Genomic DNA, 22,789 nt, shown 5'->3' with positions numbered 1-22,789 from the left:
TCTATCAGTGATTGCTATTGTATAATCGGGTATTGGACTAAGAAAGCTAAAAAGAAAGGAATTTTTACATGGCTTACGCTAACCGTAATCAAAACTTAAACAAAATTTTAAAACACTTTACCTTTATGTGGGTACTGACCGCGATAGGAATATTTATCGCCACTTTATTACCATCGACAGTTATAATGCCACTTTCGATTCTTTGTATTATTCTCCTAATCATTGCCTGCTTTGTTCGTAGCTTAAAACTAGCCAACTCTATTATGTATGCAATCCCCTTTTTAATGGGTATTTTACTATTTTGGACAACACAATTTTTTATTGATCAGCTCGGACCGCAATTAGTTTTATTTGTTTTCGGAGCAACCGTTATCATTTTTGTCATACTGGCACTTGTAGGTATGATGATGAATAAAGATATTTCAAATTGGGGAAGCTATTTATTCACTGTGCTCATCGTCGTGCTTGTGTTTTCGCTTCTTTTTATATTTATTCCAGTAAGTAATATTATTGGGCTTATTATTGCCGCAGTTTCTGTCTTACTGTTTAGTCTCTTCACAGTGTATGATTTTAACCGCATTCGACATAATCATGTGGCCGACGAGGAAGTCATTGGGATTGCATTAAATCTATATTTAGATTTCATTAATCTATTTACGAATCTATTAGAAGTGATTTGGCGATTTAAAAATGTATTTGACTAAATTTTCTAATTGAGAACGAATATCAATTTATTTTTGCACCATTTATGACGAAAAAAATATTTTTCTGTATGATGACCCTCTTTCGCTATATACTATGAGAAGTAGTAGGTATTTACTGCAAAGGGAGGAACATTTATGTTATCTGAAAAACTACACACAGCGCTAAACGAACAAATGAATTTTGAATTTTACTCCGCTCATGCTTATATGGCGATGGCAGCATTTTGCACAGACCAAGATTACGATGGCTTTGCGAATTTCTTTTTAGTGCAAGCTGAAGAAGAACGTTTTCATGCAATGAAATTTTATAATTTCTTAAGTGATATGGGCTATCGTGCATCAATACACGGATTTGACAGTCCTGAAAATCATTTCGACTCTATTTTGCATGCCTTTAAAACGGCTATGTCTCATGAAAAAGAAGTAACTCGTCGTATTTACAACTTATCTGATATTGCATTAGATGAACGTGAGCACGCAACAATGGCATTTTTAAAATGGTTTATCGATGAACAAGTCGAGGAAGAATCAACATTCGATACGTTAATACGTAAAATTGAACGGATTGAAAATGATTCGAATGCTATCTTTATGCTAGATGCAGAATTAGCAAATCGCTCTTTCACGCCGGATGCCGAAGCTTAATAAAAAAGGGCTGTATCAAATAGTATTTGATACAGCCCTTTTCATTTTTCAAATGTTTTTCCTACAACGGTCGGTTTGGCTCACGAATTTCGCCATCAAATGCAGCGCGATAAATAGCAAAAATATCATCTCGATTTAACGGCATCGGACTACGGGCTAAAATTCTTGTTTGCTTTGTTGCATCATCAGTTAATTGTTCAAGTGCAGATTCTGGTATGTTAAAACCTTTCAAAGTCGAAGGAATATTTACATCGTGTACTATTTGTTGCAATGCATCAACACACTTATAGGAAGCAGCTTCTTGCGTTAAATACATAGAGGAAAGACCCATTGCATCTAATATATCTTTCATGCGTTTTTCACAACTATGGCGAATATAGCCCATTACGTATGGCAATAGTACAGCATTTGAATCTCCATGTGCAATATGGTACTGTCCACCAAGCGGATAAGCTAAAGCATGTACCCCTGCTACACCTGCATTAAAAAATGCCAAGCCTGCTAAGTAACTGCCATAACTCATATCTGAGCGTGCTTGCTTGTTGTTACCATCTTGTACCGCTGTACGAATTGAGTTACTGATCAATCTAATCGCTTGCAGTGCAAGACCATCTGTCACTTCATTTGCATTGATAGAAACATATGCTTCAATTGCATGTGTTAAAGCGTCTACGCCCGTAGCGGCAGTTACTTTTGAAGGCAAAGAAATTGTTAATTCTGGATCTACAATGGCTACATCAGCCAGTAAATAATCATGTGTCACGACATCCTTAGTCGTTTCTAACGATAAAACAGAAATATTTGTAACCTCTGAGCCTGTACCCGATGTTGTCGGAATTAATATTTTCGGAAGTCCTTTATTTTCTAGTGTTTTCGTGCCTGTTAAATTTAAATAGTCAGCCACCTGACCATCATGAGTAGCTAATACAGCAGCTAGCTTAGCTAAATCTAATGCACTTCCCCCACCTAATCCAATAACTAAATCAAATTGATGCTTTCGTGTATAGTCTACTAGTTTTTCACCAATTGCAAGAGGTGGCTCAGGAGCAATGTCAGTATAAATTGTCGTCTTATATCCATTGTCATGCAATGGCTTTTTAACTTGATCCACTAAACCTAAGTCTTGTAAAAATGGGTCCGTTACTATTAATATATGATTTGCTTGAAATTTTTTTACTTCTACACAAAGCTGTTGCAGACAACCCCAACCTGTATAACTTGTAGGAGTAAAGGTTAATTTATTCATTTTCAATCTACTCCTATCTATTCATAATAGCCTTCTGTGGATTTTCTAAATGATTTAAATTGCACAGGATCATGACCAAACCAAACTTGTGAATTCGTTTCATTTGCTAAGCGTCGAATTCGTTCAACTGTTGAATTATAGCCGACCGAATCATAAATAATACCAGGAGGCATAACAGGAGGTCCAAAACTTTCAGCTGTGTAAATGGCATCTGACGCTAAAATTATTCCTCCAGTTTCCGGCATATTAATATGCAAGCCAAGCATACCCCAAGCATGGCCACTACCAAAATTCAATATATTAATGCCTTCGGCAAGTTTCACATTATCTTCACCACGTTTGATTAATCGCCACTGTAAGTTGTTTTTAATCCACATATCAATATCACCCCAAACATAAGCACCATCCTTAACATTTCTCGCATATGTTTGTAATGTGCCATTAAATTCATCTTCCTGCACAATAATCGTTGCATTCGTAAAAAGTTCTAAACAACCTGCATGATCTAAATGAAGATGTGAAGCAACAACATACTTAATATCTTCTGGGCGAACATTTAATTCTTCTAAGCGATGGTGTAAATAGCACTCTTCTGGCATATTAATAGGAAATGCTTTTTGTGTAAATTCACCCCAGCGTCCTTCAGGTCCCATTGAGTTTGGATTACATGCTGTATCAAATAAAATTTTTCCTTCTGGATGATCAATTAAAACTGTATAAACAGGAAATTCAACAAATTCATTCGGTTGATTTGGATGATTGATTGTTGCCGGGTTATGCATTGCAATCATATAATTTTTATCCATCCGCATCGTGCCATTATCCATAACAAAAAGCTTAGCGTGTTGATTTATCATCTTCATTTACAAACATCCCCATTTCATGATTAGTTGTTATTCCAAATAACTAGTTTCATCTCGGTCATTTCTTCTATTGCATATTTAATTCCTTCTCTTCCTGTCCCGCTTTCTTTTATTCCACCATACGGCATATGATCTACACGAAATGTAGGAACATCATTAATAATGACACCACCCACTTGCAATTTTTTTGAAGCTTTAAAGGCTGTTTCTATAGAAGGTGTAAAGATGCCCGCTTGTAAGCCGTAATTAGAATCATTTATTGCTTCGATCGCTTCATCTATTGTGGACACTTTGTTGACGATAACTACTGGAGCAAAAATTTCTTCACATGAAACACGGCTATAAGAAGGTACATTGTAAAGCACTGTAGGTAATAAAATATTATTTTCAATGCGACCACCAGTAATTATTTGTGCCCCATTCTTCAATGCCTCTTGAATCCAAGTGAGGGCACGCTGTTGCTCCGTTTCTGAAATCATCGTTGTAAGATCCGTCGTTGGATGAAGTGGATTCCCTAGTGTTAGTTGATTAATTTTTGCTGTTATTTGTTCTAAAAATTGATCCATTACATTTTCCATGACATAAATTCGTTGTAGTGAAATACATACTTGCCCTTGGTTTGAAAACGCTCCCATTACAATGCGATCCATAATTTTATCTAATTGAACCCCTTCATCGACAATCACGCCCGCATTGGAGCCAAGTTCTAACGTTATCTTTTTCAGACCTGCTCGATTACGAAGTGAAATCCCTACTGCAGGACTGCCTGTAAAAGTAATCATTTTCACATGTGGATGTGCTAAAAATGTATCTCCGATGAGCTTTCCTTGCCCTGTGACTAAATTAAAAGCACCTGTTGGCAAATCTGTTTGGGCTATTAATTTTGCAAGAAAGTGTGCTGATAAGGCCGTTTGTGTTGCCGGTTTTAAAACAATTGTATTTCCTGCTGCTAATGCTGGTCCTACTTTATGTGCGACAAGATTTTGAGGGAAATTAAATGGTGTAATTGCCGCTATTACCCCAATTGGTTCACGTAATGTATAGGCAAAGCGTCCTTCTCCACTTTTTGAAGCGTCCATAGGAATTAACTCTCCTGCAAGTCGCTTCGCTTCCTCTGCTGCAAATTTATAGGTTTCAATTGTTCGGTCTATTTCTGCAATTGCATACTTTAGTGGCTTAGCAGATTCTAATGAAATTATCGAAGCAGCCTCATCTCGATGCTCAGCAAATAAATTCGATAATTGTTCCAAAATTTGTGCTCTCTGTAATGCTGTTAAAGATGCCATTTTTGAAGTTGCTTCTTGTGCACTTTCAATTGCATCTTGCACATCAACCTCAGTTGCCATAGCGAAACTAGCAATTAATTCTTTTGAATATGGGGCATACACATCTGTATACCCTTCTGTCATACGCCATTCGTCGTTAATCAATAATTCTTTCTTCAAGTCATCCTCCTCCTCCCTATTATGGTTACGTATTCATTTCTGAAAATAAAGAAATGAATACGTAACCATTTATCGAGTAAAAAAATAAACTGACGAATATCAGTTCATTTTTTACCCGTGGTGTTTCTTGGGAAAAGTTTAACAGATTCAGTTTGCTTGATGCAAGCACTTTTTTTCTCCATCACATCAAATAATTTTTCAATGGCTAGAAATCCTAGATTTTTTTCCGATTCGATGCCCACAGTAGTCAAGGATATTGAATGATGTTTACTTAACTCTACATTATCAATACCAATTACATTAAAATCGTTAGGAATAGCAAATCCTTGCTCTAAACATTGATTTAGAATTTCAATAGCAATAGCATCTGTTGCAGCACAAATCGCTGTCGGTCTTGGGTTTAGTAGCAAAAGTTCTTCAAATGCTCGCTTAATATCATCTTTGCTCGTATTTGTAAAAAATGTTGGCACTATATTTTTGTCAATTTCTGCTTCTGCTAACGCTCTTTTGAAACCCTTATATCTTCCAAAAAAAGTACTCATTTCATGTGGTCCACCAATCCAGCAAAGATCCCTATGCCCTAAAGAAAGCATATGTTTAGTCGCTAAATAACCAGCCTCCATATTATTTATTTCTACAAAATGCTTATTTTCTTTATGCTTACGATTAAACATTATAAAGGGTATATCCAATTTTTCGAGCTTATAAAATAATGGATCCGTATACCCGATAGAAGATAAAATAATTGCATCAACTTTCGTTTCTAATACGGAATTATAAATTGTATGTAAATTTTCTTCCGTTCCAAAATGCACATTTACTTTATAGCCCCTGGCGTTCGCATAATTAACAATTGCAGTTGTTGTATCGACAAAAAAAGGATTATGCAAAGGACCAGATATTAAAGTAATAATCCCTGTCTTTTGTTGTACCAGTGATCTTGCAATATCGTTTGGAATATAGTTTAATTCTTCAATTGCCTCCATCACTTTTTTTATTGTTTTCGGCTTAACTAATTCAGGTGTATTTAACACTCTTGAAACAGTCGTCTGAGAGACACCGGCAAACTTTGCTACATCTTTAGAAGAAACCAAAAAAACCCCCCACTTCATCTTTGTATGCCTATTTTATAACATCCAAAGGATATTGTTAATAGGAATGATCTCTAGTTAAGGTGAAAGCCATTATTGAAGTTGTTCCCTTTCATCCACACTTTAATGCCACATAAATAAAACAAAGCCCTAAAAGAATCCAACACTTTTAGGACTTTGACTACTAAATATTATGACTCATATTGTACTTCTAATTTTTTTGGTATTGCTGGAATATCGTTTGATCTAACATCCGTCTCTGCAAGGTGTAAGTCTTGTAATGGGTACTTACTGCCGACTTCAAAAGGAATTTCAATACTTTCCATTTTATTATTCATCTGACTTCTAGCTAGTAAGCCATTTTTCGATAAATCGATGTCAATGATCCTGTCGATTGTTTCTTCCAGCATTTGTTGATCTTTTATGCGAAGTGGCATTCTATCTTCCATTAAAAATGGCTGGATATTATCTTTAATAAATCCTTGTGCTTCAATTAAACACGAAAACTCATTTAATTTAGCTGCATATAATTTTAGTTGCTTTTTCTCTTTTGCACGTTGCTGGTTAAGCTCTTTTACCCTTTTCTCAATTCGAGCTAAACGTTTTTTCGATAAACCTATCAAATAGCTTTGGATTGATTGTATTTCTTCAATAATTGAGGCTTCCGCTTCTCTTACTTTCGCATACTGAGTAACACATTCCTCTTGCTGTTCATTTAAGCGAAGAACACGTTCTTTGAAAAATTCATTTTGGGTATGTTGACCAAAGATGGCTTTCATAAGGCCTTTGCCATGAATTTTTTTATGCTGTGCATCTAGGCGCTCATATTCTCGCATATATTCGTTGTGCATATTTCGATATTCTCGTAAGGCTTGCTGATAGATGATCGCCTTTTCAGTAAACTGTTCTACTTGATCATCCTGTAAATAATCATTTTGAGAAATCGTTTGTAATAGCTGGTACAATGTTTGTACATTTTTAAATACATTCGCTACCTGTTCATACTCTTGTTCGTATTCTTGTACAATCGCTAAATCGCGTTGGTAACGTGAAAATTCATATTGTGTATCGCCAGCAAATTTTTCTATATTTTCAACTGCTGATTGGAATGGGTCACGTTGTGGTATAACGGTTAATTCAAAACGGAAACGTTCTAGCCATTGTAAAAAACGAATAATAATAGCATACGTTTTTTTATCACTATTCATCGCAACACGTTGAATTTGCGCAATTAAATTATCATATTGACTCTGGTGCCATAACTCTTTATTTTCTGTTCGTTGTGCTTCAAGGGCGTCAATTGCCGAAATAGGAACAAAGTCGCTAATTAAATGACCAATTCGCTCTTTTTCAGAATTTATAAACGCTTCTGTATTATTATTTGTATCAATTGCATTTACGATACACAGAGGTACAACCCCTTTATTTTTTAAAGCCTCCATTAATAAAATTTCAGCATCGATAGCCATTGATTGAGAGCGTAGTACCCAGAAAATTTCATCAACACGATTTATCAAAGATTCAGAGAAATAGGCCATTTCTCCCCCGCCCGCTTCCAACGATACAGAATCGATAATTGTAACAGATTTCAATAAATCATGTTTTATATATACTTCTAGATAGTCTAAATGTTCACGTAAAATTTGTGATGCAAATGTATCTCCAGTTGTGAGTAATTCTAGTTTACTCATATCAAAAATTGCAACCATACCATCTAAAAAATAAGCTTTAACTTCCTCATTTTCACCATAACGTAAAAACGTGTTAACCCCTGTCGGATTTTGATCACTAACAGGTAAAATAGAACGGCCAAGAAGCCCATTCACAAGTGTTGTTTTTCCTACCCGTTGTTTCCCGACTATCAGTACCATTGTTTCATTGTTTGCATCTTGGATTATACGATTTAAGTGCTTAGCTGTATCTTTTACATATGTATTTTGTACAATAATGCTGTGCAGTTGACGTAAACGATCCACAAACTGTGGCAAAATATTATTCGCTGAGGCTGTATAGTCGATTGGCGTAGTGTCAATATTCGTCATCCTCAAAACCTCTTTCCTATGTATCTATAGTTTCATTATAAATGAAACTATTCTATTTCTTATACATAGTTGAAAATTAATAATAAAAAAGGACAAACTACTTAGTTTGGGTTGTCACAAATAGGATTTACTTCTTAGTTAAATTTTCTATATTTTCTTTATTTATAGCGCAACTAGGTAAATGAAATGAGATTTTCGAGCTAACATATGACGACTTAAAGCTAATCTTGAAATGCAATATTTTTTATTCATCAAAACCAGCCATTCGCGCATATACTTGGCTGAGCGTTGGCATACCGCCTTGTGCGCCTAATTTCTCAACAGAAAGCGAGGCAGCTATATTTGCAAAATAAACAGCTTCATCCAATGATTGGCCCTCTGTTAATGCATAAGCAAGTGCACCGTTAAATGTGTCGCCTGCTCCTGTTGTATCTAATGCTTTTGTCATATAGCCAGGAACATGAATAGGGTATTCTCCATCAAAATAACGAGCACCATCACTTCCTAGTGTAATGATCATCTTATTCGGATATTTTTCTAGTATACCTTCGAAATCGTCTCCAAATAACTGGGCACACTCTATTTCATTAGGTGTGATGTATGTTATATCCTTCATCCACTGTATATCAAAATTCGCCGCTGGTGCAGGGTTTAATAGCACCGGCACATTAGCATCCTTACATAATTTTAATGCATATGCCGTCGTTTCTTTAGGAATTTCTAGCTGTAAAATTACTATTTTGCTCTGCTCTATCACGTCCTTTACCGCATCTAAATAGGACGGTTCCAATTTATAATTTGCCCCTGGTACTACAATAATCCGATTATCATTATGATGAACTAAAATATTAGCTACTCCCGTCGATACTGAAGCCGACATAACTGTTTTCGTATTAATATGCTCTTGCTCTAAATTTGTTCGCAATGTATTACCAAAGTCGTCATTGCCTACGCAACCAACCATTGTTACCTGACTACCTAAACGTGCAGCGGCAATAGCCTGATTAGCGCCTTTTCCACCGGGACTTGTTCGAAATGCTTCACCAAGTACTGTTTCTCCTTGCTGTGGAAAATTAGCCATTTGTACTACTAAATCCATATTTAAACTACCGATTACTGTTATCATCTGAATCATCCTTTCCAATCTTACTTACCATTTTACCGAGTCAACAATAGAAAGACAAAGGCTGACTTGTTCTCACTCTTACGAGGTACCGGCGATTCCACTAGGTTTATCAGCGATTTCTAGCCATGTCCTGGCGATTCACCTGTTTTTTCTGCGCTTTGTCCGCGGTAACGGACAACAGTTTACAGCAAAAAAAGTGTTAGATTGATCGCAGTCAATCTAACACTTTTTTGTCTAAGCCACTTTTGCTAATTAGTAAGCTACTCGCTGCGCTTCATATGCAGCAATTTGATCTTCGTACTTAATTGTTAGAGCAATTTCATCCAAGCCATTTAATAAGGTTTCTTTATAATAAGAATCGATATCAAACGTATAGACTTTACCATCTTCGCCCGTTACAGTTTGTGTTTCAAGATTTACTTCCACATGGTAAGGTTTTGCTAAACCTTTTTCTAAAATTTCATCGCACTCTGCTTCTGTTAGCTTGATTGGTAAAATACCATTTTTAAAGCAGTTATTGTGGAAAATATCTGCGAACGATGGTGCAATGACTACATTGAAGCCATAATCTAAAATGGCCCATGGTGCATGCTCACGAGAAGAGCCACAACCAAAATTATCTTGTGCTACTAGAATTTTAGAGTCTTTAAATTCAGCTTTATTTAATACAAAGTCTTGCACTTCATTTCCTTGTGCATCATAGCGCCAGTGATAAAACAAATATTGACCAAAGCCTGTGCGCTCAATCCGTTTTAAAAATTCTTTCGAAATAATTTGATCTGTATCTACATTTTTGCGATCAAGTGGTGTAATAACACTTTTTATTATATTAATTGGTTCCATTTCAATCATCCCTTCCGTGTAAATTTAGTTTTTACACAGTTTCCTTCACGAATTCCCGTACATCAACGAAATGCCCTGCAATTGCTGCAGCTGCTGCCATTGGCGGTGATACTAAATGCGTGCGCGCGCCTGCACCTTGACGACCTTCGAAGTTACGGTTTGATGTTGATGCACAACGTTTACCAGCTGGTACAACATCATCATTCATTGCCAAGCACATCGAGCAACCTGATTCGCGCCATTCAAAACCAGCATCAATGAAAATTTTATCCAAACCTTCAGCCTCTGCTTGTTTTTTTGTAGTATGGGAACCTGGCACAACGATTGCTGTAACGTTTTCATGAACTTTGCGTCCTTGAATAACGTTTGCCGCAGCACGTAAATCGCTTAATCGTGAGTTCGTGCATGAGCCAATAAATACGTATTGGATATCGATTGAAGTTAATGGCTGACCTTCTTCTAAGCCCATATATGCAAGTGCTTTACGAAGAGCCGCTTTATCAGACTCATCCTTATAATCTGCCTGCGTTGGAACATTTTGCGATACACCTGAACCCATCGAAGGATTTGTACCCCATGTAATAATTGGCTCAATTTCTTCAGCCTTTATGATGCGGACTTCATCATATGTAGCATCCTCATCTGATGCTAAACTTAACCAATAAGCTGTAGCTTCTTCAAATTTGTCACCTTGTGGTGCATATTTGCGGCCCCGAATATAATCTACTGTAATTTGGTCTGGTGATACAAGACCAGCCTTTGCTCCCGCTTCGATTGACATATTACAGATTGTCATCCGTTCTTCCATTGACAGTTTGTGGATTGCCTCTCCAGTGAATTCCACAATATGCCCTGTACCAACGCCAATACCAAATTTCGAGATGATTGCCAAAATAATATCCTTTGCCGCAACGCCAACAGGAAGCTCGCCTTCAACACGAATTTCCATTGTTTTAGGCTTGTTTTGCCATAACGTTTGTGTGGACATTACGTGTTCTACTTCTGATGTACCGATACCAAATGCAATGGCACCAAATGCACCATGTGTAGAAGTATGAGAATCTCCACAAACGATTGTTTTACCAGGTTGTGTTAAACCTAATTCTGGTCCAATAACGTGAACAATTCCTTGATCTGGGTGACCCATGCCTGCAAGTTCAATCCCAAATTCAGCAGCATTTTTCGCTAATGTTTCGATTTGATTGCGTGCAATTGGGTCATTAATAGTCGGTAAATTTTTCGTTGGAACGTTATGATCCATCGTTGCAAAGCTTAAATCAGGACGACGCACTTTACGTCCGTTCATGCGTAAACCTTCAAATGCTTGCGGAGAAGTTACTTCATGAATTAAATGAAGATCAATATATAACAGGTCCGGTTTGCCCTCTTCCTGATAAACAACATGTTTATCCCAAATCTTTTCAATTATATTTTTTCCCATTGTCTTCACCTATTTCTTAAATATATGTTGTCATAATACTTTCCGATACAAAACTTGTATCAATTTCGTTAATTACTTTATCTGTCCATTCATTTGTAGATAATGTTCGCCCACCATCGCGTGCAAGGTCAGCTGTAAAGTAACCATCATCAAACACAGCACTAACAGCACGTTCAATTTCAGCAGCTTCTTCTGCTAGGCCGAATGAGTATTGTAACATCATAGCGACCGAAAGAATTGTTGCTGCTGGATTGGCAACACCTTGCCCTGCAATCTCTGGTGCTGAACCGTGTACTGGTTCATAAAGACCAAAATTATCACCACGGATGGATGCGGATGGTAATACACCTAGTGACCCTGTTATAACCGATGCTTCATCACTTAAAATATCACCAAACATGTTTTCTGTAACAACTACATCATAGTGAGCTGGATTTGTAATTAATTTCATAGCTACTGAATCTACTAAGTTGTGCTCGACTTGTACATCTGGATAATCCTTTTTCTTTGCTTCTACAACTTCGCGCCATAAACGGCTTGTTTCAAGTACGTTTGCTTTATCGACAGAACATAATTTGCCTCCACGTAAACGTGCTAATTCAAAGGCATTTTCAACGATACGCTCTACTTCTGCTGTTGAGTAAACTGTAGTATCAATTGCGCCATTTTCAGTACGCATACGTGGTTCCCCGAAGTATACGCCGCCTGTCAGTTCACGTACGATCATTAAATCGACGTTTTCGGCTACTTCACGTTTTAAAGGTGAAGCATCTAGTAAACTCGGGAACGCCTTTACTGGACGTAAATTTGCGAATAAGTCAAAGTGCTTGCGAATACGTAACAATCCTTTTTCTGGACGTAGTTCTGGAGGGTTATTGTCCCATTTCGGACCCCCTACTGCTCCTAATAAAATGGCATCACTGCTCTCACACATTTCAATTGTTTCATCGGGTAGTGGATTATTGTGTTGATCGATGGCAGCGCCTCCAATCGTTCCATAACCTAAATGGAATGTATGGTTAAATCGTTTACCGATTACTTGTAATACACGTATAGCTGACGCAACCACTTCTGGCCCAATTCCGTCGCCAGGAAGTACTGTAATTTTTTTCTCCATTTATAAAACACCTTTCTTTTTATAGAGTATGGTTACGCTGTTTTTAGGAAAGACTCTCACCTATTTTAGGCAGGTGAGAGCCAAATCATATTAAACTAGTTGACCTTGAGCTCGAAGACTTGCTTGGATTAAATGTCGATTAATCGCATTTAAATAAGCTTTCGCAGATGCTTCTAATACATCTTGAGATGAGTTTCGTCCCGTTGTTGATACACCATCGTATCGAATATTAATGACAGCTTCACCAAGTGCATCGCGCCCTTTGCCGACAGATGTCACACGGTAATCAATAACATTGATGTTACCTGGCACAAGTTGTTCTAACGTATTAAAAATAGCTTCTACTGAGCCTGAGCCCGTTGCCACTACATTTTTCACATGACCTTCTGGCGTCACAACCGTTGCAGTGGCTGTCGGAATATTTTCTGTACCATATTGCACCTGTACCATTTTCAGTTCAAATAATGGCACATCTTCAATTTGAACTTGTTGCTCCGTAAGAAGTGTTAGTAAATCTTCTTCCGTAATTTCCTTTTTACGATCTGCGAGCTGTTTAAATTCAACAAAAGCTTTGTTTAGCTTTTCATCTGACAGTGTGAAGCCCATTGTTACTGCACGATCTCGGAAGGCAGCACGTCCAGAATGTTTTCCAAGGACAAGTGGCACTTCACCTTCGCCAATTAGTGCAGGTGAAATAATTTCGTAAGTTTCAGGATTTTTTAGCACGCCGTCTTGATGAATACCAGACTCATGGGCAAATGCATTTTTACCAACGATCGCTTTGTTCGGCTGAATCACGACATTCGTTAGTTTACTTACTAATTGAGATGTACGCTTAATTTCTTGTAAATTAATTCCTGTCTCCACAGGGTAAATATCTTTACGGATATGAAGAGCAACTGCGATTTCTTCTAGTGCAACATTCCCCGCACGCTCTCCAATACCGTTAATTGTTCCTTCAATTTGTGAAGCACCATTTTCGATAGCAGCGATTGTGTTCGCCGTCGCCATCCCTAAGTCATCATGGCAATGTGCTGAGAATTTAACTTTTTCAGCACCTTTCACATTTTCTAGTAAAAATTTAAATAATGCCCCATATTCTTGTGGAGAAGCGTAGCCAACTGTATCCGGAACGTTAATCGTCGTTGCACCAGCTGCAATGACGTCATTCATAATACGTACTAAAAATTCGCGATCCGATCGGAAAGCATCCTCTGCAGACCATTGCACAAGTGGGAAGTATTTTTTCGCATATTTCACAGCTTCAATTGCTTGTTCTACTACTTGATCTGGTGATTTTTTTAGCTTGTATTCCATATGAATTGGAGAAGTAGCTAAAAAAATATGAATATGTGGTTGCTCTGCTACTTTAATAGCTTCCCATGTTGTATCTATATCTTTTTGAACGCAACGAGCTAGCCCTGTAACGATTGAATTTTTCACAGTACCGGCAATCCGGTTAACCGCCTCAAAATCACCAGGAGATGAAGCAGGAAAACCTGCTTCAATAATCGTTACACCTAGTCGTTCAAGTTGCTTGGCAATTTCAATTTTCTCTGCTGTATTTAAGTTGATACCTGCAGATTGTTCGCCATCGCGAAGTGTTGTATCAAAAATATCAATTTTTCGCACTTGTAGCCACTTCTCTCACAACTTTTTCCTTACCTTCATTAATGAATGGCATCATTGCGCGTAATTTTGCACCAACTTCTTCGATTTGGTGATTAGCACCAGCTTCTTTGAACTTCGTATAGTCTGGACGACCATTTTCATTTTCTTGAATCCAGCGACGAGCAAATGTACCATCTTGGATATCTGTTAATACATCCTTCATACGACCTTTAACAGATTCATCAATGATACGTGGACCTGCCACATAATCACCCCACTCAGCTGTATCTGATACTGAGTAACGCATTGTTGCCATACCACCTTCAAACATTAAGTCCACGATTAATTTTAATTCGTGTAATGTTTCGAAGTAAGCAAGTTCTGGTTGGTAGCCAGCCTCTACTAATGTTTCGAATCCTGCTTTTACTAATTGAGTTGCTCCACCGCAAAGTACTGCTTGCTCACCGAATAGGTCAGTTTCTGTTTCCTCTTTGAATGATGTTTCAAGTAAACCACCACGTGCTGCGCCAATACCTTTACCGTAAGCAAGAGCTAAATCTTTTGCTTGACCAGTTGCATCTTGATGGATTGCGAATAAACCTGGTACACCAGCACCTTGTTGGAATTGACGACGTACTAGATGCCCTGGACCTTTTGGTGCTACTAAAAAGACGTCAACATCTGCTGGTGGTGTAATTTGACCGAAGTGAATATTGAAACCATGAGCGAACATAAGAGCTTTACCAGCTTCTAAATATGGAGCAATTTCAGCTTCATAAACTGCTTTTTGACGCTCGTCTGGAAGTAAGATTTGAATTACATCTGCTTGTTGAGCTGCTTCCGCAACTGTTTTAACATCTAAGCCATCAGCTTTTGCTGCGTCGAAAGATCCGCCTGGGCGAACACCTACTACTACATCGAAACCTGATTCTTTAAGATTTAATGCATGTGCGTGACCTTGTGAACCGTAACCGATAATTGCGATTTTTTTCCCTTTTAATACGTCCTCGTTGATGTTTTGTTCATAGTACATAGTAGCCATTGTTTGTTTCCTCCTAATAGTGGGTTTATTTTTTTGCTTGTGATGCTTACTACTTATTCAGTATGACAAATCACAAGTTTCAATTTTATATGCAAACTATTTTAAAATAGAGAGCTGCGTATTCATGATTTTTTGCGTTTCACGAACAGATGCTGTAGCACCCGTACGCGTTAATTCTTTAATACCATATGGGCGAATAAGCTCAATAAAGGCATCAATTTTTTCTGGATGTCCTACCACTTGATATGTCACAACATTTTTCGCTGTATCAATAATTTGTGGGCGGAACGGTTCAACAATTGAGTTCATCTCCAGACGTAAATTTGGTGGTGAAATAACCTTCACAAGCGCTAGCTCACGAAGCACGATAGATTTATCTGTAATGTCATTGACTTTTAACACATCAATTTGCTTCGATAGTTGCTTCACAAGCTGTTCAATTTTCCGCTCATCTTCTACATTTACAACAAAAGTCATTTTAGAGAAGTTTGGCTGTTCTGTATGACCAACTGTGATCGATTCGATATTGAATTGACGCTTCATAAGTAAACCTGTTACACGGTTTAGTACACCACTTTGATTAATCACTGTTACGGTAATTACTCGTTTCAATTCTTTTTCACCCCAATCATTTCATGTAACCCTTTACCTGGTGCAACCATTGGGTATACACATTCAAGCTGTTTTACGCGGCAGTCGATTAACGCTGGCTCGTCATTAAGAAGTGCCTCACGGAAAATACTTTCCGCTTCGTCAATTGTGTTAATTCGATAGCCTTTAATGCCGTATGCATCCGCTAATTTAACAAAGTCTGGCTGAATCGGCATAAGTGATGATGAATAACGCTCTTCATAAAATGTTTGTTGCCATTGGCGTACCATTCCTAAACAGCTGTTATTTAAAATCACAATTTTTACTGGTAAGTTGAATTCTTGTAATAATGAAAGCTCTTGTGCAGTCATTTGGAATCCTGCATCGCCTACAATCGAAACAACTTTTTTGTCTGGCTTCGCAAACTGGGCTCCAATTGCGGCCGGGAAGCCGAAGCCCATCGTACCAAGTCCACCAGACGTTACCCATCCATGATCATTGTTTAAGCGGTAATATTGCGCAGCCCACATTTGATGCTGCCCTACATCCGTCGTAACAATGGCATCCCCTTCAGTAATTTTATGCACAAGCTCTAGCGCTTCCTGCGGTAATACTTCCGAGTCACCAGCTTCTTTTGTATACCAAAGCGGATATTCTTTTGCGTGATTATTTAAAAATTCTAGCCATTGTGTAGTATCTGGACCATCAAAGTCTTTTTTTAATAAAGATTTTAGCGCCTCTTTCGCATCCGCAACGATTGGGATATCGGTCGGTACGTTTTTACCTATTTCAGCCGGATCAATATCGATATGGACAATTGTCGCATTAGGTGCGAACGTTGCTAAATTCCCTGTTAAGCGATCATCAAAGCGAGCACCGATATTTAAAAGTAAATCCGATTTCGTAATCGCAATATTCGCTGTTACAGTCCCATGCATCCCTGCCATACCAATGAATAATTCATGGTCACCATGGATGGAGCCGAGACCTAATAATGTATTGGCCACTGGAATTCGATACTTTTCAGCGAATGTCGTTAATTCTTCACGTGCATCAGCAAATAGTACACCAGCTCCTGCTAAAATTACTGGATTTTTAGCTAATGAAATTGCTTGAATAGCCTTTTGAATTTGTAAATAGTTCGGCTTATAGGTTGGCTGATATCCTGGTAAATAGATTTCTTCAGGTTCTTTTGGTGGATTATCCACATCAAACAGCATTTGAGAGACGTTTTTTGGGAAATCCACAACTACTGGTCCTTTACGGCCTGTGTTGGCAATATGGAAAGCTTCCTTCACAATGCGTGGAATATCATTAACATCCTGCACTTGATAGTTATGCTTTGTAATCGGTGTTGTAATGCCCATAATATCTGCCTCTTGGAATGCATCTGTCCCAATAACAGATGTTGCTACTTGACCAGTGAAAACAACTAGTGGAATCGAATCAATCATCGCATCCGCAATACCTGTTACTAGATTCGTTGCACCTGGACCACTTGTTGCGATAACAACTCCCGGTTTATTCGATACACGTGCATAGCCTTCAGCTGCGTGAATGGCACCTTGCTCGTGACGTGTTAAAATATGACGAATTGGGTTTTTGTACATTGCATCGTATATTTGAAGTACTGCCCCACCTGGATATCCAAAAATTATCTCTACACCTTGATCATGTAGCGCTTGGACTAAAACGTCTGCACCGTCTTTCGCTTGAAAAGTTTGCGCTACTTCTTCTGTCGCCAATTGTTCTTTTTCATTAATTGAAACATTTGTACTCATCAAAATATGCCTCCTTCTTGTCTTTCGATTCACAACAGCATACGACTACCTGTTCTAGTTAATGAACACTTTAATGATTTAACGTTGAAAAGGTTAAGAAATTTATGCTGGAAAACATAAAATAGAATATACTGTTCTTTTTGAAAAAAAATAAAAAGCCCTTTTCTCCGAACGCAAATAACTACCTTGCGTAGGGATGAAAAAGACTTTTCATGGTACCACCCTTGTTTATAGCAATAAAAATTGCTACCTCGCGAATAAATGAAAGCATTTATGCACCAATGTAAGTAAACTTACATCCAATACGATGTCATAAATCATTTATTCATTAATAACGAGCACTTCGATTATGCCCGGAACTATCTAATGGCGATCACGCGTTTAATAGTTCACTCCGAGGGGATGTCGGATCTAGTTGTATCGCCGGCTTCCAGCACGACCGGCTCTCTGGTAGATACAAGGCTCTAGAACCTTTAACCTCATCAACGTTTTAACTTATTTATTTTTTAGTACTAAATTTTCATAACGCCACCTGTTGATGCGCTTGTCACTAATTTTGAATACCTTGCTAACCAGCCACGTTTGATTTTTGGTTCAAAAATCGGCAGTTTAGCACGACGTTCTGCTAATACTTCATCGGATACTTCTAAATTGATTGTACGATTCGGTAAATCAATTGTAATAATGTCACCATTTTCAACTAAAGCGATTGGACCGCCCTCTGCTGCTTCTGGCGAAATATGCCCTATTGAAATACCACGAGATGCACCTGAGAATCGACCATCAGTAATTAACGCCACTTTGGTACCAAGACCACGACCTTGAATCGCTGATGTTGGTGCTAACATTTCAGGCATCCCTGGGCCACCTTTTGGTCCTTCATAACGAATGACGACTACATGGCCTTCCTTAACAGTACCGTTATCAATATTTTCTTGCGCTGCCTCTTGTGATTCAAAGACAATGGCTTCCCCTGTAAATACTTTAATAGAAGGATCTACAGCACCAACTTTAATAACAGAGCCATCTGGTGCAATATTGCCAAATAACACCGATAAACCACCGACTGGACTATAAGGATTGTCTTTTGTACGAATGACTTGATCATTCGTAATCTGATAATCTTTTACTAGTTCACTCATTGTTACTCCTGCAACAGTAGGACGATTTGGATGAATAGCACCTGGAATAGATGCTAACTCATTGATGATGGCACTTACGCCACCTGCTTTATTAATATCATCCATAGAAATATCTGAAGCTGGCATAATTTTCGCTAAATACGGCACTCGCTCTGCAACTTTATTAATATCTTCAATGTTATAGTCAATTTCAGCTTCATTTGCGATTGCTAATGTATGTAGAACCGTATTTGTGGAACCACCCATTGCCATATCTAGTGCAAATGCATCGTCAATTGCTTCTTTTGTAATAATGTCACGCGGCTTAACGTCTTCTTTAATCATGCGCACTAATTGTTTAGCGGCTTCCTTAATAAGTTTATGTCGTTCCTCAGAAGTGGCAACAATTGTACCGTTGCCTGGAAGTGCTACACCTAGCATTTCCATTAAACAGTTCATAGAGTTCGCTGTGAACATCCCTGAACATGATCCACATGTTGGACATGCATTATTTTCAATATCTAACAGCTCTTCAGCTGACATGTTACCTGATTTATGAGCCCCTACACCTTCAAAAACTGAAGTTAAAGAAAGCTGTTTTCCTGTAGCAGATGTTCCCGCCTCCATAGGGCCACCAGATACAAAAATCGATGGTACATTTGTACGGACCGCTGCCATTAACATCCCTGGTGTGATTTTGTCACAATTTGGAATGTAAAATACTCCATCAAACCAGTGTGCATTAATAACTGTTTCTGCTGAATCTGCTATAATTTCACGGCTTGGTAAGGAGTAGCGCATACCAATATGCCCCATCGCAATACCATCATCAACACCGATTGTATTAAATTCGAATGGAATACCACCCGCTTCAATTATTGCTTCTTTTACTACATCCGCAAATGTACGTAAATGAACATGACCTGGAATAATGTCAATATAAGAGTTACAAACTCCAATAAATGGTTTCCCTAAATCTTTTGCTTTTACTTTGCCTGTTGCATATAAAAGACTTCTATGTGGCGCACGATCTACGCCTACTTTAATCATGTCACTTCTCATATTAAACGCCCCTCATTTATTGCTATGTTCGTTGATATATACAAAATGTTCTGTCTATTTTGTTTTTGCCTTAGCATATTGCCTTTGTTGGCAGCTAATTGTTGTAACGAACGTATTAAATTGTTGTTATCATAGTACGAATAACTATACTAAGTCAACAGTGTTTTTTGAATTGTTTAAAAAATTCAAATACTCTGCTAAATATGAAATCGTTTACATGCTGATTAAGCATCACTTTTATCTCGAATTGATAAATATTTTGACATTTCGTTCAAATTTTAATTTTTTTATTATAAACAATATTCAGTATGAATTAATTGTAAAAGTACTTATTGTTTTCCATTCCTTTCAGCGAGAATATTTACGATTAATTCAAAATTTTATAATATAAATAATTGTTCTAGGTAATGTGTGAAAAATACTTTATCAGGATCGTATTTTGCACGAATGGCTAAAAATTTATCTATATTTGGATACAATGCTTGGACTTGTGAAGCAGTTAAATGACTTTGTTTTCCCCAATGTGGCCGTCCCTGATATTTTTGCATTAGCGTATGAATCCATTTAAAATAAGGCTCCTCCGACATACCTTTATACATATGAAATGCAATAAACGCTGATTCCTGTCCCTGCGTTGGACTTAAATAACCGGATTCACCAGCTGTTGTTCGACATTCCAGTGGAAAATGCACGTTCAAATGTCCTTTTTTAAACGTTGCATGAATCTCTTCCATACATGCTTCAAATTGCGTTAATGATATCGCGTACTCACTTTCTTGGAATTTCACACTGCGAGGTGAGGGGAAAATTTCATAGCTTATACCAATCTTCTCGGCCTCCACCACATTTGCCGCAGCTAATTTGCTCATCGCACTACTTAGGGATGGCTTCCACTTACATAGTTCCGAAATGGCAAAAAACGCACCATTTTCTACTATTTGAAGTTTTATATTTTCTACGACCTTACTCCATTGACTCTGATACACAGGAGCCATTGCATTCATCCGTTTAATTTGAATCGTCTCACTTCCTGGGAAGTAAAACCACTCCACATGACGATGCTGTCGTATATCTTTGGCGAATGTCGCAAGCCCATTTGTTAATGTATCCCTAGACCCAATATAATGTAAGCTATATAGCGGTAACACTTTAATTGAAACCTTTACCAGTACACCAAGCATGCCGAGTGAGACATGAAGCGTCTCGGATAATTCATCAGCATCTCTATTATGTTCGTGATATGTTCCATTCCCATCAACGAAACACCAGCGTGTCACTGCTGACGATATCGAACCTAACGTCACACCTGTCCCATGTGTACCTGTGGATACTGCACCAGCAATCGTTTGTTCTTGAATATCGCCCATATTAATGAGACCAAAACCATGTTTTGCGAGCTGTGGACCGATTTCGTATAAATACGTTCCAGCCCATAATGTAGCCTCTTGTTTTTCCGCATCAATCGAGATGAGCCCTCGCATATTATGTAATGAAAGTGCAATATGCTCTGGCATTGCAACAGCACTAAAAGAATGAGCTGCACCTGTGACACGAATCGTTTTCTTTGTATCACGCGCATGCTTCACTACGTTTACTACTTCTTCTATAGAACGAGGTAAATACATTTCACTTGGATAAGAAATAATATTGCCTGCCCAATTCGTCCATTTTTCTCCACTTTTCCACTTTTCTACAGAAAACATTGGCCATCCCCCCTATATGTTGCAAAGCTACCTACGTATTGGTCTCCTCTTATTCCATGTAGTACTTGAAATCTTTCGCATAGCTCCCCAGCTTTTGCATGACGAAAATAAATGGTGTCACCAATTGCGATTGTTTTACCTTTTACTTTAATAGGTGTCTGCACCTCTCCTGCCCCTTCTAAACTAAGAAATGAAAAAAAAGCAGGGTCATAAAATGCTGGATATCGATCAACTGCGATAGCTCCAGATGCTGGGTAGCCTCCACCATGACAAACAACAATATGTTTCGCCGGTTTTCGCGTAACACGGAGTGCAAAACCTGCTGCTTTGGCAAGTCGCAAATGGGAAAACTGATCAAAAAGCGCTGGTGCATAAAATGCTGAACCAACTGTGATTTCCGTCACTTCTTTCTGCTCAGCCGTATATGTCATACTTCCTGTCCCACCACCATTGACAAAGTGTAATTTCGGAAAATATGCCTTAATATGCGCAATTGCTAATCTACGAAACTGTGTAACTTGCTTTTTTGCTTGTGTTTGCATTACATCTATTAATTTACCTTTTATAGCATTTGCAGGTCGATTACCAACACCTGCTATTTGCGCTTCATAGCCCATGACACCTACAACTTCTATATGCGATTGCTCTTTTAAATATAATAAGAAAGGTGTTATTGACTCCAACGAATGGAGTGAGGATCGCTTCGTTCCAAAATAGAGCACTTTAAAATCAGTCGACAAATTGATATCTATACAAATAGATACTTTAATATCAAGCTCCGACCCTATTTTCTCTAAAAATGCTACATGTTCAAGTCTATCAACCATAAATGTGACCGTTCTTCCTTCTTTCACAAACTGTAACAGCTGTCGAACTGCTATTTCTTCCATAATTGGATAGCCAAGAAGGACATCATCAAAATGTTGTTCAAGTAAAAACAATGTTTCTGCTGCAGTAAAAGTCATGAAGCCTACTACGTTTGAAAGATTTTGCTGTACATAATGCAGCACCTCCACCGAACGGATTGACTTTGTGGCAACGCGGATTTTTTTTTGCCCGCATGCTTGTTGAACCTTTTTAATATTTTCATCTAGTGCGTCTAGGTCAAGCCATGCAAATGGTCGCTCTAGCCCATTGAATGCTTGCTGAAATCTTGTAGTCATCAAATCCCCCCATATGCTTTATATATTTGACAATAGAAAGAAAAATTCACCTTATAAAATAAAATGCTTGTCTACTTCATACTTGCAATACCACCCGAGCATGTCATTGGTCTTGCATTCTAGCATGACAATATAGAGGCAACAAAAAACAA

At 38.0% G+C, this 22,789-nt stretch carries 18 protein-coding genes; 2 read left to right on the top strand and 16 right to left on the bottom strand.

Annotated features, from left to right (window positions below; genetic code table 11):
• The first annotated feature begins 68 nt into the window (after positions 1–68).
• Together ACIQXJ_RS05495 and ACIQXJ_RS05490 are read left to right on the top strand one after the other, a co-directional pair.
• Positions 69–704, top strand: a complete 636-nt coding sequence (locus tag ACIQXJ_RS05495) for a Bax inhibitor-1/YccA family protein (protein ID WP_403050577.1) — start codon at positions 69–71, stop codon at positions 702–704.
• A gap of 135 nt (positions 705–839) precedes the next feature.
• A complete protein-coding gene (locus ACIQXJ_RS05490; RefSeq protein ID WP_403050574.1) occupies positions 840–1,349 on the top strand; it encodes a ferritin in 510 nt (169 codons plus the stop codon).
• A gap of 61 nt (positions 1,350–1,410) precedes the next feature.
• Here ACIQXJ_RS05490 and ACIQXJ_RS05485 read toward each other — a convergent pair whose 3' ends face one another.
• The 16 genes from ACIQXJ_RS05485 to ACIQXJ_RS05410 all read right to left on the bottom strand — a co-directional run bounded on the left by ACIQXJ_RS05485 (position 1,411) and on the right by ACIQXJ_RS05410 (position 22,637).
• Entirely contained in the window at positions 1,411–2,595 is a 1,185-nt protein-coding gene (locus ACIQXJ_RS05485; protein ID WP_403050571.1) for an iron-containing alcohol dehydrogenase, read from the bottom strand.
• A 17-nt stretch (positions 2,596–2,612) separates the two neighbouring features.
• A complete protein-coding gene (ahlS, locus tag ACIQXJ_RS05480; protein WP_403050568.1) occupies positions 2,613–3,458 on the bottom strand; it encodes an AhlS family quorum-quenching N-acyl homoserine lactonase in 846 nt (281 codons plus the stop codon).
• A gap of 23 nt (positions 3,459–3,481) precedes the next feature.
• Entirely contained in the window at positions 3,482–4,903 is a 1,422-nt protein-coding gene (locus ACIQXJ_RS05475; RefSeq protein ID WP_403050565.1) for an aldehyde dehydrogenase family protein, read from the bottom strand.
• Positions 4,904–5,007: 104 nt separating this feature from the next.
• Positions 5,008–5,997, bottom strand: coding sequence for a LacI family DNA-binding transcriptional regulator (locus ACIQXJ_RS05470; protein WP_403050562.1), 990 nt, complete (start codon positions 5,995–5,997; stop codon positions 5,008–5,010).
• Between the two features lie 188 nt (positions 5,998–6,185).
• The gene (locus ACIQXJ_RS05465) at positions 6,186–8,036 is read right to left on the bottom strand and encodes a dynamin family protein (protein WP_403050559.1); all 1,851 of its coding nucleotides are present in this window, start codon (positions 8,034–8,036) and stop codon (positions 6,186–6,188) included.
• A gap of 244 nt (positions 8,037–8,280) precedes the next feature.
• Positions 8,281–9,162, bottom strand: coding sequence for a ribokinase (gene rbsK, locus ACIQXJ_RS05460; protein ID WP_403050556.1), 882 nt, complete (start codon positions 9,160–9,162; stop codon positions 8,281–8,283).
• 252 nt (positions 9,163–9,414) lie between these two features.
• Positions 9,415–10,005 (bottom strand): 3-isopropylmalate dehydratase small subunit, encoded by a 591-nt coding sequence (gene leuD, locus ACIQXJ_RS05455; protein ID WP_403050553.1) that lies wholly within the window; start codon positions 10,003–10,005, stop codon positions 9,415–9,417.
• A gap of 31 nt (positions 10,006–10,036) precedes the next feature.
• Positions 10,037–11,446, bottom strand: a complete 1,410-nt coding sequence (gene leuC / locus ACIQXJ_RS05450; RefSeq protein WP_403050550.1) for a 3-isopropylmalate dehydratase large subunit — start codon at positions 11,444–11,446, stop codon at positions 10,037–10,039.
• Positions 11,447–11,462: 16 nt separating this feature from the next.
• Positions 11,463–12,563 (bottom strand): 3-isopropylmalate dehydrogenase, encoded by a 1,101-nt coding sequence (gene leuB / locus ACIQXJ_RS05445; protein ID WP_403050547.1) that lies wholly within the window; start codon positions 12,561–12,563, stop codon positions 11,463–11,465.
• Positions 12,564–12,653: 90 nt separating this feature from the next.
• Positions 12,654–14,195, bottom strand: coding sequence for a 2-isopropylmalate synthase (locus ACIQXJ_RS05440; protein WP_403050544.1), 1,542 nt, complete (start codon positions 14,193–14,195; stop codon positions 12,654–12,656).
• A complete protein-coding gene (gene ilvC / locus ACIQXJ_RS05435; protein ID WP_401010082.1) occupies positions 14,182–15,216 on the bottom strand; it encodes a ketol-acid reductoisomerase in 1,035 nt (344 codons plus the stop codon). The genes ACIQXJ_RS05440 and ilvC overlap by 14 nt, the downstream gene beginning before the upstream one ends.
• 96 nt (positions 15,217–15,312) lie before the next feature.
• Positions 15,313–15,828, bottom strand: coding sequence for an acetolactate synthase small subunit (gene ilvN, locus ACIQXJ_RS05430; RefSeq protein ID WP_173478925.1), 516 nt, complete (start codon positions 15,826–15,828; stop codon positions 15,313–15,315).
• On the bottom strand, positions 15,825–17,588 hold the full coding sequence (ilvB, locus tag ACIQXJ_RS05425; RefSeq protein ID WP_403050542.1) for a biosynthetic-type acetolactate synthase large subunit: 1,764 nt from the start codon (positions 17,586–17,588) through the stop codon (positions 15,825–15,827). The genes ilvN and ilvB overlap by 4 nt, the downstream gene beginning before the upstream one ends.
• Positions 17,589–18,100: 512 nt before the next feature.
• Positions 18,101–19,771, bottom strand: a complete 1,671-nt coding sequence (ilvD, locus tag ACIQXJ_RS05420) for a dihydroxy-acid dehydratase (RefSeq protein WP_403050540.1) — start codon at positions 19,769–19,771, stop codon at positions 18,101–18,103.
• Between the two features lie 380 nt (positions 19,772–20,151).
• Positions 20,152–21,474 (bottom strand): D-arabinono-1,4-lactone oxidase, encoded by a 1,323-nt coding sequence (locus tag ACIQXJ_RS05415; protein ID WP_403050537.1) that lies wholly within the window; start codon positions 21,472–21,474, stop codon positions 20,152–20,154.
• Positions 21,462–22,637: an amino acid deaminase/aldolase gene (locus tag ACIQXJ_RS05410; RefSeq protein ID WP_403050534.1), complete on the bottom strand. Its 1,176-nt coding sequence runs from the start codon at positions 22,635–22,637 to the stop codon at positions 21,462–21,464. Before ACIQXJ_RS05410 ends, ACIQXJ_RS05415 begins: the two co-directional genes overlap by 13 nt.
• Positions 22,638–22,789: the final 152 nt, after the last annotated feature.

This window comes from Lysinibacillus sp. NPDC097868 (assembly GCF_044761135.1).
Lineage (GTDB): Bacteria > Bacillota > Bacilli > Bacillales_A > Planococcaceae > Lysinibacillus.
This window is presented reverse-complemented; position numbering and strand designations above follow the sequence as displayed.

Bases quoted from the DNA above. Each gene is read 5' to 3' on its own strand.
- ahlS (WP_403050568.1), bottom strand. From the start codon at position 3,458: ATGAAGATGATAAATCAACACGCTAAGCTTTTTGTTATGGATAATGGC.
- ACIQXJ_RS05490 (WP_403050574.1), top strand. From the start codon at position 840: ATGTTATCTGAAAAACTACACACAGCGCTAAACGAACAAATGAATTTT.
- rbsK (WP_403050556.1), bottom strand. From the start codon at position 9,162: ATGATAACAGTAATCGGTAGTTTAAATATGGATTTAGTAGTACAAATG.
- ilvB (WP_403050542.1), bottom strand. From the start codon at position 17,588: ATGAGTACAAATGTTTCAATTAATGAAAAAGAACAATTGGCGACAGAA.
- ACIQXJ_RS05465 (WP_403050559.1), bottom strand. From the start codon at position 8,036: ATGACGAATATTGACACTACGCCAATCGACTATACAGCCTCAGCGAAT.
- leuB (WP_403050547.1), bottom strand. From the start codon at position 12,563: ATGGAGAAAAAAATTACAGTACTTCCTGGCGACGGAATTGGGCCAGAA.
- ACIQXJ_RS05485 (WP_403050571.1), bottom strand. From the start codon at position 2,595: ATGAATAAATTAACCTTTACTCCTACAAGTTATACAGGTTGGGGTTGT.
- ACIQXJ_RS05410 (WP_403050534.1), bottom strand. From the start codon at position 22,637: ATGACTACAAGATTTCAGCAAGCATTCAATGGGCTAGAGCGACCATTT.
- leuC (WP_403050550.1), bottom strand. From the start codon at position 11,446: ATGGGAAAAAATATAATTGAAAAGATTTGGGATAAACATGTTGTTTAT.
- ilvD (WP_403050540.1), bottom strand. From the start codon at position 19,771: ATGAGAAGTGACATGATTAAAGTAGGCGTAGATCGTGCGCCACATAGA.
- ACIQXJ_RS05495 (WP_403050577.1), top strand. From the start codon at position 69: ATGGCTTACGCTAACCGTAATCAAAACTTAAACAAAATTTTAAAACAC.
- leuD (WP_403050553.1), bottom strand. From the start codon at position 10,005: ATGGAACCAATTAATATAATAAAAAGTGTTATTACACCACTTGATCGC.
- ilvC (WP_401010082.1), bottom strand. From the start codon at position 15,216: ATGGCTACTATGTACTATGAACAAAACATCAACGAGGACGTATTAAAA.
- ACIQXJ_RS05415 (WP_403050537.1), bottom strand. From the start codon at position 21,474: ATGTTTTCTGTAGAAAAGTGGAAAAGTGGAGAAAAATGGACGAATTGG.